Raw genomic sequence first — 15057 nt, 5'->3', positions numbered from 1 at the left:
CGCCGGGTGGTCACGCTGGTGAACCTCCGCGCGTACTGGCGATTCCTCGTCGTCGTCCGACAGTTCTTCCCGCTGATCGTCGCGTACACCCGGGATCGACGGAAGTACGTCCTGTTCGGCGGGAGCCGACGCGTCGACACCGAGACCCGCATCGAACGCGCAGAAATCCTCCTGGACTCCCTGCTGACGCTGGGACCGACGTTCATCAAACTGGGGCAACTGCTCTCGACTCGCCCGGACATCCTGCCGGCGGAGTACATCGACGTGCTGTCGAGCCTCCAGGACGACGTTCCGCCGGCCCCCTGGGAGGAGTCGCGGCAGGTCCTCGAAGCGGAACTCGGTCCCGTGGACGACGCGTTCGAGGACTTCGACCGCGACCCGATCAGCGGCGCGAGCCTGGGCCAGGTGTACACCGCGCGGTACGACGATGAGCCGGTCGCAGTGAAGGTCCGCCGCCCGGGGATCGAGGACCTCGTCGAGGCCGACCTCCGCGTGGTCCGGTGGTCGCTGCCGCTCATCCGGCGCTTCATCGGGCAGGGACGGGCGTTCTCGCTGGAGAACCTCGCCGACGAGTTCGCGAAGACGATCCGCCAGGAGATGGACTACAGCCGGGAAAAGCGTATTCTCGAAGAGATCAAGGCGAACTTCGCCGACAGCCCGGAGATCCGGATCCCGCGACCCATCGACGCGCGTTCCGGACCGCGCGTGCTCACGATGGAGTACCTCCCGGGAACGAAGATCAACGACGTCGAGACGCTCGACGAGAAGGGGATCGACCGCACACAGCTGGCGACGACGCTCCAGCGCGTCTACCTCCAGATGATCGTCGACGACGGCGTCTTCCACGCCGACCCCCACCCGGGGAACCTCGCAGTCACCGACGACGGCGAGGTCATCTTCTACGACTTCGGGATGTCCGGGCGGGTCGAACCGTTCATCCAGGAGAAGATCATCGACTTCTACGTCGCCGTCGCGAACCAGAACATCGACGCCATCCTCGACACGCTCATCGAGATGGGGACGCTCTCGCCGGAGGCCGACAGGCAGGTGATGGGCGACGTGATGGAACTGGCCATCGCCGACGCCCGCGGGGAGGACATCGAGCAGTACCGCGTCCAGCAGATCATCGAACAGGTGGAGTCGACCATCTACGAGTTCCCGCTGCGACTGCCGCAGGACCTGGCGTTGGTGCTCCGGGTCGCGACCGTCGTCGAAGGCGTCTGCGTGACGCTCGACCCCGACTTCGACTTCATCTCCGTCGCGACCGACTACCTCGAAGAGGAGGGCTACTACGAGGAGACGGCCCGGCAGTTGATTCAGAAGGGCGGGAAACAGGTTCAGGAGACCTCTCGGGCCCTGTTCGAGGTGCCACCGAAACTGAACCGAGCCCTCGACCGCGTCGAGAACGAGAACCTCGCGGTCAACGTCCGTCTGGAGGACGAGAACGACGTGCTGGACCGACTCGCCCGCCGGATCGTCTACGGCCTCTTCGTCGCCGTCGGGGCGCTCTCGACGGCGATTCTCTACGCGTTCGAGGGGGCGAGCGTGGTTCCGGCGGCCGTGGCCGCGGTGCTGACGCTGCCGGCGTTGGTGGCGCTGTACCGTTCGTTCCGTCGGAAAAAGGGTATTCGAGCGAAACCGCAGTTCACGCGGCAGAGTATGCGCGAGCGACGCGGCCGAAAGTAACCCACGCCCTCGCTGCTTCCACCGTTCCGTCACTCGATTTCGACGGTGTCTCGCTACCCGAATTTGCCGCCGGTCCGCCGGTCCGTTATCACCATTGAATATTTGACACGTAGTTTTATCCGGGGGAGCGACCACAGCGCGAGTATGACGCGATGGCGGGCCGTCGCGGGCGGGTTCGCACTCGCGGCCTGCAGCGAGGCGCTCGTCTTCGCCGCGACCGGGCGAGTGACGCTCGTCGGCGGGCTCGCCGGGAGCGCGCTCGCGGGGTACCTCGCGGGCGACGAGCCCGCCGAAGGGGCGTGGCACGGACTGCTGACCGCGATGGCGTGGGGAATCGTCCTCATCCCCGGGCTAGTCGTGCTCTCGGTCGTCACCGACGCGCCGCTGCCGTTCCCCATCGAGTTCCTGCTGCCGCTCTTAGACACCGCGGGAGAGGCGACGACGGCGATTCTCCTGAGCGCGAGCCTCCCGAACGTGGCGGCCGGCGCGCTCGGGAGCCTCGCTCGCCGACGGGACGATCGAAGCGATCGATCGAACGGCCAGCCGCAGCCTCGGCCGACGGACGGCGAACCGGACGACGCCTGATACCGGTTACTCTCGTTTCTGACCGCTGAGCACCGCCAGCGGGGGTGGCGCTCGGCGATAAAAAGTGAGAGTCATCATTGTGAGAAGCCGAGTGAGTTCCGGGGTCTCACCGAAGCCACGCGGCGTTTCCAAACCGTTTATACCGACCACACGTCAATCCCGACGTATGCCGAAAGAGCAGAAGCAGGTCCGCGAACTGCAGGAAGGCAGCTACGTGATGATGGAAGACTCGCCTTGTAAGATCAACGCCTACAGCACCGCCAAGCCCGGGAAGCACGGCAGCGCCAAGGCGCGTGTCGAGGGGAAGGGAGTCTTCGACGACAAGAAGCGATCGCTGAGCCAGCCGGTCGACGCGAAGGTGTGGGTGCCGATCATCGAGCGCAAGCAGGGCCAGATCGTCTCCGTGACCGACGACGACGCCCAGATTATGGACCTCGAGACCTACCAGACGTTCACGATGCGCATCCCCGAGGACGAGGACCTCTCGCCCGACGACGAGATCGAGTACCTCGAGTACGAGGGCCAGCGGAAGATCATCTGATCGGCGATGTTCCCAGGGGCGACCGCATCGCGTGCCGACGCCGCGTACGTCGTCGTGGGCGCCCCGCTGGATATCTCGACAACGTTTCGACCCGGGACCCGCTTCGGTCCCGAGAGAATCCGGCGGTTCGCCCGGCCGTTCGACGACTACGACCGGCGAACCGACCTGCGTTTTTCGGACTGTTCGGTCCACGACTACGGCGACGTCCGCGCCTGGGACGATGCCGCGGAGTACCTCGCGTGGCTCTCGGGCGAACTCCGGGACGTCGTCCGCGACGATGCCGTGCCGCTCCTGCTGGGCGGCGAGCACACCGTGACGGCGGCGGGCGTTGAGGCCGTCTCGCCGGAGGTGTTCGTCTGCCTCGACGCACACCTCGACCTGCGCGAGGCGTACGACGGCAACGAGTACAGCCACGCGACCGTCACCCGGCGAATCCTCGACGGGACGGGCGGGGAAGACGGCGACCACGCGGGCGGGGCAGATGACGACGGCGCGGCCAACGAAGCGGACGCCGCCGTCGCCGCCGTCGACGAGGCGGTCGTCCTCGGCGCGCGGACCGGCTCGCCGGCGGAGTGGGACCGCGCCGAAGCCGACGACGTGACCGTCGTCGCCCCCGAGGACGTCGCCGACTTCGACCTGGCGGCCCACCTCGACGGGCGCAGCGCGTACCTGAGCGTCGACGTCGACGCCGCTGATCCGGGGTTCGCACCGGGGACCGGCACGCCGGAACCGTTCGGGCTGGAGCCGCGCGAGATGCGCGACGTGGTCCGGACCGTCGCCCCGCGCGCCGCGGGCTTCGACGTGGTGGAGGTCAACGACCGCGACGACGGCCAGGCGGCGTCGCTGGCGGCGAAGCTCTGCCGGGAGTTCGTGTTCGCCCACGCCGACAGCTAGCGCACGTCGCGCCGAGCCGTCTATACAGATACAAGCGCCCGGCGGTCGTCGGCCGACGTATGGAACTTCCGACGCTCACCGACAGACTCGACGAGAGACTCGACACCGACGCCTACGCCGACGTCGACGCCAGCGCGAACGGCCTCCAGGTCGGCCCCGGCGACCTCTCCCGCACCGAGCGCGACTCGTCGCCGGCGGTCGATCGCGTCGCGTTCGCCGTCGACGCCGCCGCGGCGACCATCGAAGACGCGGCCGCGGCGGGCGCGGACCTGCTCGTGACGCATCACGGCCTCGTCTGGGGCGGTCTCGACCGCGTGACCGGTCGCGAGTACGAGAACGTCGCCGCGCTCGTCGAGAACGACTTTTCCCTCTACGTCTCGCACCTCCCGCTCGACGGGCATCAGGAACTCGGGAACGCCGCCGGCCTCGCGGACTACCTGGATCTCGACGCTGATACTCGGGAGCCGTTCGGAAGTCTGGGCCCCGTCACGATCGGCCAGCGCGGCCGCGCGTCGGACGCCTACGGCGTGGCGGAACTGCGAGAGCGACTCGCCGGCCTCGACACCGGCGGTCGGGCGCCGCAGGTCCTCGACTTCGGCCCCGACGAGATCCGGGACATCGCTATCGTCACCGGGTCCGGCGCGGACTGGCTCGGTGAGGCGGCCGACGCCGGCGTCGACGCCCTCATCACCGGGGAAGGGAAGCAACAGGCGTACCACGAGGCCCGCGAAGCGGGCGTGCACGTCTTCCTCGCCGGCCACTACGCGACGGAGACCTTCGGCGTCGAGTCGCTCGCCGACCTCGTCTCGGAGTGGGGGCTCGCGACGACCGTGCTCGAACACCCGACCGGGCTGTAGGCGGCGAACGTCGGCCACAGCACTGATATAGGCGTTATCACGCCGGATAATCGGCGGGTCGGACTTTTATGCGGAGTCTCGTTACGTGCGGTAGATGACACGGTCAGGTATGTTCGAGTCCGTCCGATCGAGTTTCGGGGCGAAGCTCGGGGTCGCCCTGCTCGCGGTCGTGGCGCTCGTCGTCGGGTTCGGCTTCGTCGTGCAGGAGGAGACGTCGGCCGCGCTCGAAGACGAGGTCAGAACCGAACTGAGCACGTCGGCCGAGACCCGGGCGGCCGAACTCGACACGTGGATCAGTGGGATCGAAGGACAGGTGCGGCTGCATTCGACGCGGTCGGTGATCCAGTCGGGTGATACGGGGGCGATATCGAGACACCTGAAAGACACCGCAGAGCGCGACGCCCTCCCCGACGGCGTCGTTGCCGTCCACTACTACAGTATGGACGAGGGGACGATTCAGGCCAGTTCGATGCCGCGGATGGAGGGCGTGAACCCGGCCGAGGAGGGCGCGCCGTTCGCCACCGATCCGCCGACGTTCGAGGGGACCGACGACACCTACGTCACCGCGCCGTTCACCGTTCCGGTCGTCGACTTCCCGGTGGTGTCGGTGATCTCGCCGGTCGAGGGCGCAAACGGAAAGGCGCTCATCTATATGATCGACCTCCGGTCGCACACCGAATCGTTCGCCCAGACCGCGGGTCAGGGCTCGACGGTCGTCGTCGACGGTGAGGGTCGGATCGTCGCCCACCCGGACAGCGAGATGCTCCTGCGCAGCTACGAGCGGGACGTCGCCGCGCTGTCCGAGGGCGGCTTCGCGCAGCGGGAGAATATGCTCGTCGCCGGCGCTCAGATGGAGACGCTGGAGTGGACGGTGCTCGCGAGGTCCGACCGAGCGACGGCGTACGCGCTGGGCGATCAGATCACCTCCTTCGTGGTCGGGCTGATCCTGCTCGCGCTCGTGAGCCTGGCGTTCGTCGGCGTCGTCGTCGGGTCGAACACCATCGTCTCGCTCCGGCGACTCGCCGACCGCGCCGACGCGATGGCGAAGGGCGATCTGGACGTCGACCTCTCGACGACTCGGAGCGACGAGTTCGGGACGCTGTATCGCTCCTTCGACGAGATGCGCGAGGAACTGCGTTCGCAGATCCGCGCGACCGAGGAGAAGAAGGCGGCGATCGAGGAGAAGAACCGGACGCTGGAGGCGACCGCCGCCGAGTACGGCACCGTGATGGACGCCGTCGCCGACGGAGACCTGACCCGACGGCTCGACACCGACACGGAACACGAGGCGATGGCGGACATCGCCGCCTCGTTCAACCAGATGCTCGATGCGGTCTCGGAGACGATGGGAGAGGTCAAGGCGTTCTCGAAGCACGTCGTCACCGCGGCCGAGCGGGTCGACGACGGCGCCGACGAGGTGATGGACGCCTCCTCGCAGGTGACGACCGCGACGACGGAGATCTCCGACGGCGCGGAGCGGCAGACCGAGGCCCTCCACGAGGTCTCGACGGAGATGGACGCGCTCTCCTCCTCGGCCGAGGAGATCGCCGCCACCGTCGACGAGGTGGCGCAGGCCTCCGAGCGCGCCGCCGAAGTCGGCGAGGAGGGGCAGGAACACGCCGAACGCGCCATCGAGGAGATGGACGCGGTCGAACAGACCACTGCCGAGACGGCCGAAGAAGTCACCGCGCTGGCCGAGGAGTTGGACGCGGTCAGCGAGGTCGTCGACGTGATCTCAGACATCGCCGCGGAGACGAACCTGCTGGCGCTCAACGCGTCGATCGAGGCGGCCCGAACGGGCGAAGAGGGCGACGGCTTCGCGGTCGTCGCCGACGAAGTCAAGCAACTCGCCGAGGAGACCGCCGAGTCGGCCGCGGAGATCGAAGAGCGGATCGACCGCATCCAGGCGCGTGCGGGCGAGACGACGACGGCGATGACGGAGACGCAGGCGCGGATCGAGAGCGGCGTCGAGACGGTCGAGGCCGCGATCGACGCGCTCGACAACGTCGCGACGGCCGTCGACGAGACCGACAGCTCCATCCAGGAGATCCGCGATGCGACCGCACAGCAGGCGTCGTCGGCGACGTCGGTCGTCGATCGGGTCGACGACGTCGCGGCCATCGGCGATCAGACGGCCGAAGAGGCGACCGACGCGGCGGCGGCGGCCCAACAACAGACCAGCACGATGACGACAGTGAGCGACGCGGCAGAGCAGTTGACGGCACAGGCGCGCGAACTCCGAACGGTGCTCGAAGACTTCACGGTCGCCGAGAGCGCCGGGTCGAACGCGTTCACGACGGAGAGCCGCCCCGATCTCGCGGCCAACGGAGCCGATCCGGCGGGCAACGGACGCGGTTCCGACTCGGGACTGCGGGCCGACGGCTTCGATCCGGCTGATCCGCGCGCTCGCAACGGCGACGGAGCGGGGGGTGACTGAGATGGAGTTCACCACCACGCTGTGGCTGTGGGTCGGCGTCGCGGGGATGACCGTCGGAACGGTCCCCACGGCGTACCGGCTCCTCGTCGGCGGTGCGAACCGCGACCTCTCGGCCGTCCTGTTCGGCATCACCGGCATCGCGGCCGTCGCGTACCTGATAATGGCGTTCGGCTACGGGACGGTGACGATCGCCGGATCGAGCGTCGAGATCGTCCGCTACACCGACTGGCTGCTGACGACGCCGCTGATGGTGCTGTACCTCGCGCTGCTCTCGCAACCGGGCCGCCGCGCGATCGGCGCGCTCGTGGCCGTGGACGTGGTCGTCATCGTCGCCGGCGTCGCCGCGACCGCGACCGGCGGCATCGCGCAGTACCTGCTGTTCGGCGTCGGATCGTTGGCCTACCTCGTGTTGGTCTGGCTGCTGGTCCGGACGCTCCCGCGACGGGCCTCGTTCCCGTCGTCGCAGCAGGCGTCGGCGTTCGTCACGCTCCGGAACCTCACGGTCATCGTCTGGACGCTCTACCCCGTCGTGTGGCTGCTCGCGCCCACGGGCGTCGGCCTCCTGCTCTCGGAGACACAGGTCCTCGTGTTCACCTATCTCGACATCGTCTCGAAGGTCGGCTTCGTCGCCGTGGCGCTGCGAGGGATGCAGGACCTCGCGACCGCGGAGACGGAACTGGGCGTCGGCGCGGACTGAGCACCACACTGCGTCCATCCCTTTTCGGGGCGGCTGCCGTTCTCACGACGGATCGCGACACATAACCGGGCGGATCGCACAGAACGGGGTATGAGCGACGACGGCGGCGAAGACGGGTCCGAGGAGGTCGAACCGACAACCGAGGACGCCGGGGCGTCTCACGACCCCCACCGCGAGGAGTTCCACGACGCGCCGATCGGCCACGCGCAGGTCCGCGGCGGGATGACCGTCGGAGAACTCGCGGCCGAGTACGGCAAGGCGGGAATCGGCGCGGCGAGCGTCGACCGCGCGGTCGACGTGTACGCGGAGATGCTCGCCCGCGACGACGTGACGAACTTCTTCGGTCTCGCCGGGGCGATGGTGCCGACGGGGATGCGGCAGATCGTCGTCGACCTGATCCGCGACGGGCACATCGACGCGCTGGTGACGACCGGCGCGAACCTCACGCACGACGCCATCGAGGCGATCGGCGGGAAGCACCACCACGGTCGGGCGGAACCGCACGACCCTCATCCGGCCGCGCCCGACGCCGAACCGACCGGCGAGACGCCGCGCGATCACGACGAGCGCCTCCGCGACGAGGGCGTCGACCGGATCTACAACGTCTATCTCCCCCAGGAACACTTCGCGCTGTTCGAGTCGCACCTCCGCGAGAACGTCTTCCCCGCCGTCGAGCGCCGGGTGTCGATCCAGGAGTTCACCGCCGAGTTGGGCCGCGCGAACGCCGAGCAGAACCGCGAACGGGGCGTCGCGGAGGACGCCGGCATCGCCGCCGCCGCGTACGAACACGACGTCCCGATCTACTGTCCGGCGATTCAGGACTCCGTCCTGGGGATTCAGGCGTGGATCTACTCGCAGACCTCCGAGTTCGGACTCGACGCGCTGGGCGATATGACGCACCTCTCGGATCTCGCCTTCGACGCCGAGCGGGCCGGCGCGATGGTCGTCGGCGGCGGCGTCCCGAAGAACTACGTCCTGCAGACGATGCTGACGATCCCCGACGCCTACGACTACGCCGTGCAGTTGACGATGGACCCCGACCACACCGGCGGGCTCTCGGGGGCGACGCTCGACGAGGCGCGCTCGTGGGGCAAACTCGAGAAGTCCGCGCGGAACGTGACCGTCGTCGGCGACGCCACGGTCACGCTGCCGCTCGTCGTCGCCGCCGCGCGGGAGCGAGCGGGAGAAACCCCGGATCGCTGAGTCGCTGCCCGGTCATCGAGCGTGGAACCGTGGTACTGTTCAGATACGAAGGAAACTGGCGGGATAGCCGGGAGCAGATTCTCGGCTGGCATCGTTTGTCTGAACACTGCCACCGCCCTCGCCGAAGACAAACACGAACTTTTATTATAGATACGGTCCTCGCTGGTGGTATGCCTCTCGTACGCGTACGCGAGTGACTCCTTTCCGGTCCGCGTACCGCCGTACGAACGTCCGCCGACGCCGACACCAGTGAGCACAAACGTCCAACACGCACGCCAGAATCGACGGGATCGAACGACAGACGACGCGACGACTGCGGCCGAAGAACCTTCCACGGATGCGCAGCCGTCCGAAACGGGCCAGGAGGCGTCCACCGACCGAACGGGCGGTGGACGGACCGCTGCGGCGTCCGCCGGGGCGGATACATCCTCGGGTGCAGCGTCCGATCCGTGGACGCGTCGCTGCCAGCGGCAGTTCGATCCGGGGAACCGGGACCGGTTGACCAACCTGGTCGACGCGGAGAACCTCGTGGTCATCTCGCCCGGCGCGGAGTAACCCGGCGGCCCGACCGTCCCGAGCGAACGCGGCACACGGAACGGCTATACGGCCCCGTCCATTTTTGAGCAGTATGAACTACGCCGACTCACTCGACAGGGCGCTCGACGCGCTCCCGGAGCGGAACGAAGAGCAGTCACGGCTCAGCATCCCCGACCCCGAGGGCGAGACAGACGGGGCGTTCACCCGACTGACGAACATCGGCGAGATCGCCGACGCGCTCGGCCGCGACGTCGAACACGTCCACCGGAACGTCCAGCGCGAACTGGGGACGAACGGGCAGCTCGACGACGACCGTGCGCGCTACAACGGGTCGTTCAACGTCTCCGACTTCGAGGCCGCCATCGACGAGTACGTCGCCGAGTACGTCACCTGCACGGAGTGCGGCCTGCCGGACACCCGCCTCGTCACCGAGGACGGCGTCGATATGCTCCGGTGTGAGGCCTGCGGCGCGTTCCGCCCGGTCGCGAAGCGCGCGGCGAAGACGCAGTCCTCCTCGGGCCCCGCCGTCGAGGAAGGTACCACCTACGAACTGGAGATCACCGGGACGGGCCGCAAGGGCGACGGCGTCGCCGAGAAGGGCAAGTTCACCATCTTCGTCTCCGGCGCGCGCGAGGGGCAGACCGTCCGCGCGATCGTCGAGCGGACGAGCGGGACGCTCGCGTTCGCCCGCGTCGTCTGATACTGATTACTCTCACTTTTCACCGCCGAGCGCGGCCCCCGCTGCCGGCGATCGGCGGTAAGAGACGAGAGTAATCAGTATGAACTCGGCACCGACGTCTCCGAACGTTCTTTGGATTTCCGTCCGTAACGCCGAGCGGCCGATGACGACGGCACCGTTCCGAGCCGGGGTGGCGCTCGGCGACGACGAACCCTATGAGTACCGAGGCCGCCACTTTTCACGATAGACGGGGTCTCTGAGGGCATCCGGATACGGCCACAGTAGACAGACGCCCCGGTCAGGATCTCGTCGGAACGGCGGACACGGATTTATGAACGTAGCCGAGCAATCGTCCCGTATGGCCGCCGAAATTTCCGACCGGGTCCGTGAGATCGCCGAAGCCCGCGGCCTTCCGGAATCTGAAGTACTCGAACGGGCACTCGAACGCGGTCTCGAAGACCTGTGGGAGGACCTCGTACTCGCTCGGTACATCGACGGCGAACTCGACCGCGAGGAGGCCGTCGAGCGCGTCGGCCGGACGAAAGTCGAACGAGTGGAACGAGAGCGTGACCTCGTCGAGGAAGACGTGGACTGGGGCCTGAACGCGTGACGCTTGCGGCTGTTTCTGATGCGGGACCGCTCATTCACCTCGCCGAAATCGATTCGATCGAACTGTTGTCGGCGTTTGATTCGCTACTGATCCCTGAGACGGTCTACGAGGAAATCGAAAGCGGAGGTCTTCCGGATGGGATTGCAGACCTCTCGTACGAACGTGTCGAAGCCGAAGAAACAGGAGTCGAGTTCGAGGAACTGGACGCGGGAGAGCGTGCCGCGATAGCAGTCGCAAGGGAACGGGAAGTCGTTCTTCTGACAGACGATCTCGACGCTCGGGAGTCAGCGTCAGCCGATGGAATCGAAGTACACGGCTCGATCGGTGTCATCGCACTCGGTTACGGTCGCGGATTACTCGACAGGGACGAAGCGGCATCGCGTATGCGAGCACTCCAGCGGGAGACGAGTCTTTTCGTCACCGAGGCTGTCGTGGAGCGCGGCATTCGGATGCTGGACAAACAGTAACGATACGAGCACGGCCCATAGATGCTCTAAGCACATTCACTATGGATAGATTGTGAGTCGTGAGTGCCGAGGCCGTTATTCGAGATCGAAGCCGGGTGGTTCTGCGTCGACGGGAGACTCGTCCCCGACCGACCGAGCGCGGGCGGTCACTCGACCTTTTTAGTGAGCAGGCGGGCAGAGGGGAGTATGGACACAGCACGAACGACCGGCGGTATGGGTCGAACGCAACGATGGTAAACGTCGCGCTCTCCGTGGGACAGCTCTTCGTGGCGCTGTTTCTCGTCGTATTGAACGGGTTCTTCGTCGCCGCCGAGTTCGCCTTCGTCCGGGTGCGCGGGACGTCGGTCGAACAGCTCGCCGCCGACGGACGGGCTGGGGCGGGCTCCCTCCAGGCTGTGATGGCCGATCTCGACAATTACCTCGCGGTGACGCAACTCGGGATCACGCTCGCCTCGCTCGGCCTGGGGTGGGTCGGCGAGCCCGCCGTGGCGTCGCTCATCGAGCCCGTGCTGGAGCCGGTCCTCCCGGCGGGGCTCATCCACCTCGTCGCGTTCGCGATCGGCTTCAGTATCATCACGTTCCTCCACGTCGTCTTCGGCGAACTCGCGCCGAAGACGCTCGCGATCGCGCAGACGGAGAAGCTCTCGCTGTTTCTCGCGCCGCCGATGAAGCTCTTCTATTACGCCTTCTACCCCGGAATCGTCGTCTTCAACGGGGCGGCCAACGCGTTCACGCGACTGCTCGGCGTCCCGCCGGCCTCCGAGAGCGACGAGACGCTCGGCGAGCGGGAGATCCGCCGGGTGCTCGCACAGTCCGGCGAAGAGGGCGCTATCGACGTGGGCGAGGTCGCGATGATCGAGCGCGTGTTCGACCTCGACGACACCCACGTCCGCGAGGTGATGGTTCCGCGGCCGGACGTGGTGAGCCTCCCGGCGGACGCCACGCTGGCGGAGATTCGGACTGTCGTCTTCGAGGCGGGTCACACGCGCTATCCGGTGCTCGACGCCGACGACAGCGATCAGGTGGTCGGCTTCGTCGACGTCAAGGACGTGTTGCGCGCGAGCGAAACGGACGACGAATCGACGACCGCCGGCGACATCGCCCGCGAGGTCCTGGTCGTCCCGGAGACGACGGCGACCGACGACCTCCTGATGCAGTTCAGCGACGAACGCCTACAGATGGCCGCCGTCATCGACGAGTGGGGCTCGTTCGAGGGGGTCGCCACGGTCGAAGACGTCGTCGAGGCCGTCGTGGGCGACCTCCGAGACGGGTTCGACGTCGACGCGCGGGAGCCCTCGATCAGGGACCACGGCGACGAGGGGTACGACGTCGACGGGGGCGTCCCGCTCTCGGCGATCAACGACGCTCTCGACGCCGGCTTCGAGAGCGACCAGGTCGAGACGATCGGCGGCCTCGTGCTCAGTCGGCTCGATCGCGCGCCGGAAGTCGGCGACGCGGTCGAGGTCGACGGTCACGTCGTCGAGGTGACCGGCGTCGAGGGGACCCGCATCTCGACGGTGCGGATCCGCGACGTCGACGACGCGGGGAGCGAGCAGGCGGGCGAGGAGTAGGCGAACGGGTCACCAGACTCGGAAGAGTATCGTGAACGTGACGTAGGCGCCGGCGGTCGAGAGGATCGGGACGACGTTCTGCATCACGATCACGCGGCCGGTCGTCGTCGGATCGAACAGGTCCGAGGCCGAGGGGATCGCGTCGTCGGCTTCCTCGCCGATCGGCGGCGCGTCCTCGCCTGGCTCTTCGGCCGCGAGCGCGCCGACCGAGACGTTCGGCGACTGCTCGCCGCGGGCGACGTCGACGAGCGTGGCGGTCCGGGTCGCTCGCCCCCAGCCGAGGCCGACGATCGACGTCGTCGCGATGATGACGAACGAGGCCGGGATGCCGATCGCCGAGAGTCCGACGACGATCACCGAGGAGACGATCGCGACGATGATCGCGGCCGTGAGCGGGAGGTCCGTGATGTCGTTGCCGAGCGTGTCGAGCGTCCGTCGGGCGATGGTGAACGCACCGACGGCGACCGCGACGCAGCCGAGAACGATCAGGACGTTGATGTCGACGCCGACGCCGACCAGCGGCGCGATGGCGTTTGCGATGTTCGACGTGCCCGAGGAGAAGGCCATCAGACAGCCGATCGCGACGACGACGACCGCGCCGGTGAGTTCTCTGCGCGTGGTGTTCGGACCGGGCGCCGGCCGCGGAACGAGCCCGGACCGATCGAATTCGAGCAACGGACCGGGCGTGCTGACGATCGCGACCCAACGGTTGATCCGCGGGTAGAGATAGCGGCCGATCATCCCGGAGGTCCAGAAGCCGACGATCGGGGCGACGATCCACCAGATCGCGATCTCACCCATCACCGCCCAGTTCAGTTCGCCGGCCGCGACGCCGAGCCCGGCGATGGCACCGACGGCGGTCATCGACGTCGACGCGGGTACGCCGAAGTAGTTGCCGACGAACAGCGCGCCGCCGATGAAAAAGAGCACGACGATGCTCGATTCGATGCTGAACACCGCGGGGTCGGTGACGAGTTCGGTCCCCAGCGTGTCGACGACCCGACGACCGATCGTCCAGGCCCCGACGAAGAAGAACACCGCCATCAGCGCTGCTGCACCGGTTTTAGAGATTGCGTCCGATCCGACTGCGGGTCCGAACGCGGGCCCGGTCGTCGATCCCCCGATGTTGAACCCGACGAACAACGCGACGACGACACCGACGAGAAGAAGAACTTCGACCATACGGAGTGGATGCAGCGCAGTCGGTTAAGCGGTTGGACATTGGCCGCTGATGGGCGGTCGGATCCCGACCGAACGGCGTCAGGGTCCACGCCGGCCCGAAAGTCGTCGGAGGAACGGACGGTATTCCCGTCTGGAGTTCGAGTGGACACGTATGGATTCCACGAAGGTACGACTCGAGGTGGGGAACCGATGAATCCGGCCCGCGCCGACTTCATTACGGATCTCGCGTACGGTGTCACGATCTTCGTCGCGATCGGACTGATCCTCTTGGTGGAGACCGCCGTCGGGGTCGCGTTCGGCCTCGGAGTACTGGTTTCGTACGTCATCCACATCGGCTGGAAGATGTCGCGGTTCGACCCCGACTGGATGACCCGGGAAGTGGCCGAGCGGATCGAAGAGACCGTCGGCGACACGGTGACCAAGGAAGTCGAGAAGAGCGTCGGCGAGACCGTCAGCGAAGAGGTCGAAAAGACCGTCGACGAGACGGTGGAAAAGACGGTCGGGGAAACGGTCGAAAAGACGGTTGGCGAAACGGTCGAGAAAACGGTCGGTGAAACCGTCAGCGAGGAAGTGGAGAAAACGGTCGGCGAAACCGTCAGCGAAGAGGTCGAGAAAACGGTCGGCGAGACGGTCAGTGAGAAGGTCGAGGAAACGGTCGGCGAGACGGTCAGCGAAACGGTCGAGAAGACGGTGGAAGACACGGTCAGTGAAGAGGTGGAGAAGACCGTCGAGGACACCGTCAGCGAGAAGGTCGAGAAAACGGTCGAGGACACCGTCAGCAAGGAGGTCGACGAGGTCGCCGAAAAGGTGGGTGAAACCGTCAGCGAAGAAGTAACCGAGGAGGTGACCGAAACCGTCGAAGAGACCGTCAGCAAAGAAATCGACGAGGTGATCGACGGCGATAGCGACGAGGCCGACGGAGACGAAGACAGCGGAGACGGCGATAGCGACGAAGCCAAGGGAGACGACGACACCGACGAGAGCGGCGACGACAGCGTCAGGCGACAGGGGTTCCGGGACTGACCGGCAGTCTTCACGGCGAGTGGGCCCGTGACCGTCCCGGATCGACGCATCCCTCTCGATCGGTCGCGGGGGGACGTCCGACTAGCGG

At 67.1% G+C, this 15057-nt stretch carries 15 protein-coding genes; 14 read left to right on the top strand and 1 reads right to left on the bottom strand.

Annotated elements, in window-relative coordinates; genetic code table 11:
- The first annotated feature begins 6 nt into the window (after positions 1-6).
- From NO360_RS04290 to NO360_RS04230, 13 genes are all read left to right on the top strand, one after another.
- Positions 7-1686 (top strand): ABC1 kinase family protein, encoded by a 1680-nt coding sequence (locus NO360_RS04290; protein WP_256306257.1) that lies wholly within the window; start codon positions 7-9, stop codon positions 1684-1686.
- 144 nt (positions 1687-1830) lie between these two features.
- Positions 1831-2271, top strand: coding sequence for a DUF5518 domain-containing protein (locus NO360_RS04285; RefSeq protein ID WP_256306256.1), 441 nt, complete (start codon positions 1831-1833; stop codon positions 2269-2271).
- Positions 2272-2437: 166 nt separating this feature from the next.
- Positions 2438-2812, top strand: coding sequence for a translation initiation factor IF-5A (locus NO360_RS04280; RefSeq protein WP_256306255.1), 375 nt, complete (start codon positions 2438-2440; stop codon positions 2810-2812).
- Positions 2813-2818: 6 nt separating this feature from the next.
- Positions 2819-3706, top strand: a complete 888-nt coding sequence (locus NO360_RS04275; protein ID WP_256306254.1) for an arginase family protein — start codon at positions 2819-2821, stop codon at positions 3704-3706.
- Between the two features lie 59 nt (positions 3707-3765).
- Positions 3766-4563, top strand: a complete 798-nt coding sequence (locus NO360_RS04270) for a Nif3-like dinuclear metal center hexameric protein (protein ID WP_256306252.1) — start codon at positions 3766-3768, stop codon at positions 4561-4563.
- 94 nt (positions 4564-4657) lie between these two features.
- Positions 4658-7000 (top strand): methyl-accepting chemotaxis protein, encoded by a 2343-nt coding sequence (locus NO360_RS04265; protein WP_256306251.1) that lies wholly within the window; start codon positions 4658-4660, stop codon positions 6998-7000.
- 1 nt (position 7001) lies between these two features.
- Positions 7002-7697, top strand: coding sequence for a bacteriorhodopsin (locus NO360_RS04260; protein WP_256306249.1), 696 nt, complete (start codon positions 7002-7004; stop codon positions 7695-7697).
- 90 nt (positions 7698-7787) lie between these two features.
- Positions 7788-8900, top strand: a complete 1113-nt coding sequence (locus NO360_RS04255; RefSeq protein ID WP_256306248.1) for a deoxyhypusine synthase — start codon at positions 7788-7790, stop codon at positions 8898-8900.
- 249 nt (positions 8901-9149) lie between these two features.
- Entirely contained in the window at positions 9150-9455 is a 306-nt protein-coding gene (locus NO360_RS04250; RefSeq protein ID WP_256306246.1) for a hypothetical protein, read from the top strand.
- A 73-nt stretch (positions 9456-9528) separates the two neighbouring features.
- Positions 9529-10137 carry a translation initiation factor IF-2 subunit beta gene (locus NO360_RS04245; RefSeq protein WP_256306245.1) on the top strand — a complete coding sequence of 203 codons (609 nt, stop codon included), beginning with the start codon at positions 9529-9531 and terminating at the stop codon, positions 10135-10137.
- A 337-nt stretch (positions 10138-10474) separates the two neighbouring features.
- Positions 10475-10726, top strand: coding sequence for a hypothetical protein (locus tag NO360_RS04240; protein WP_256306244.1), 252 nt, complete (start codon positions 10475-10477; stop codon positions 10724-10726).
- A complete protein-coding gene (locus NO360_RS04235) occupies positions 10723-11193 on the top strand; it encodes a PIN domain-containing protein (protein ID WP_256306242.1) in 471 nt (156 codons plus the stop codon). The genes NO360_RS04240 and NO360_RS04235 overlap by 4 nt, the downstream gene beginning before the upstream one ends.
- Positions 11194-11423: 230 nt before the next feature.
- Positions 11424-12764, top strand: a complete 1341-nt coding sequence (locus NO360_RS04230; protein ID WP_256306241.1) for a hemolysin family protein — start codon at positions 11424-11426, stop codon at positions 12762-12764.
- 9 nt (positions 12765-12773) lie between these two features.
- Here NO360_RS04230 and NO360_RS04225 read toward each other — a convergent pair whose 3' ends face one another.
- Positions 12774-13946, bottom strand: coding sequence for an inorganic phosphate transporter (locus tag NO360_RS04225; protein ID WP_256306240.1), 1173 nt, complete (start codon positions 13944-13946; stop codon positions 12774-12776).
- Between the two features lie 189 nt (positions 13947-14135).
- Between NO360_RS04225 and NO360_RS04220 the strand changes: the two genes are divergently transcribed.
- Entirely contained in the window at positions 14136-14969 is an 834-nt protein-coding gene (locus NO360_RS04220) for a hypothetical protein (RefSeq protein ID WP_256306239.1), read from the top strand.
- Positions 14970-15057: the final 88 nt, after the last annotated feature.

The sequence above is a fragment of the Halobellus litoreus genome, from assembly GCF_024464595.1.
Taxonomy (GTDB): domain Archaea; phylum Halobacteriota; class Halobacteria; order Halobacteriales; family Haloferacaceae; genus Haloquadratum; species Haloquadratum litoreum.
This window is presented reverse-complemented; position numbering and strand designations above follow the sequence as displayed.

What these genes read in the sequence shown, in the direction of transcription:
- NO360_RS04285 (WP_256306256.1), top strand. Translation starts at nt 1,831, where the DNA reads ATGACGCGATGGCGGGCCGTCGCGGGCGGGTTCGCACTCGCGGCCTGC.
- NO360_RS04280 (WP_256306255.1), top strand. Translation starts at nt 2,438, where the DNA reads ATGCCGAAAGAGCAGAAGCAGGTCCGCGAACTGCAGGAAGGCAGCTAC.
- NO360_RS04275 (WP_256306254.1), top strand. Translation starts at nt 2,819, where the DNA reads ATGTTCCCAGGGGCGACCGCATCGCGTGCCGACGCCGCGTACGTCGTC.
- NO360_RS04270 (WP_256306252.1), top strand. Translation starts at nt 3,766, where the DNA reads ATGGAACTTCCGACGCTCACCGACAGACTCGACGAGAGACTCGACACC.
- NO360_RS04265 (WP_256306251.1), top strand. Translation starts at nt 4,658, where the DNA reads ATGACACGGTCAGGTATGTTCGAGTCCGTCCGATCGAGTTTCGGGGCG.
- NO360_RS04260 (WP_256306249.1), top strand. Translation starts at nt 7,002, where the DNA reads ATGGAGTTCACCACCACGCTGTGGCTGTGGGTCGGCGTCGCGGGGATG.
- NO360_RS04255 (WP_256306248.1), top strand. Translation starts at nt 7,788, where the DNA reads ATGAGCGACGACGGCGGCGAAGACGGGTCCGAGGAGGTCGAACCGACA.
- NO360_RS04245 (WP_256306245.1), top strand. Translation starts at nt 9,529, where the DNA reads ATGAACTACGCCGACTCACTCGACAGGGCGCTCGACGCGCTCCCGGAG.
- NO360_RS04240 (WP_256306244.1), top strand. Translation starts at nt 10,475, where the DNA reads ATGGCCGCCGAAATTTCCGACCGGGTCCGTGAGATCGCCGAAGCCCGC.
- NO360_RS04230 (WP_256306241.1), top strand. Translation starts at nt 11,424, where the DNA reads ATGGTAAACGTCGCGCTCTCCGTGGGACAGCTCTTCGTGGCGCTGTTT.
- NO360_RS04225 (WP_256306240.1), bottom strand. Translation starts at nt 13,946, where the DNA reads ATGGTCGAAGTTCTTCTTCTCGTCGGTGTCGTCGTCGCGTTGTTCGTC.
- NO360_RS04220 (WP_256306239.1), top strand. Translation starts at nt 14,136, where the DNA reads ATGAATCCGGCCCGCGCCGACTTCATTACGGATCTCGCGTACGGTGTC.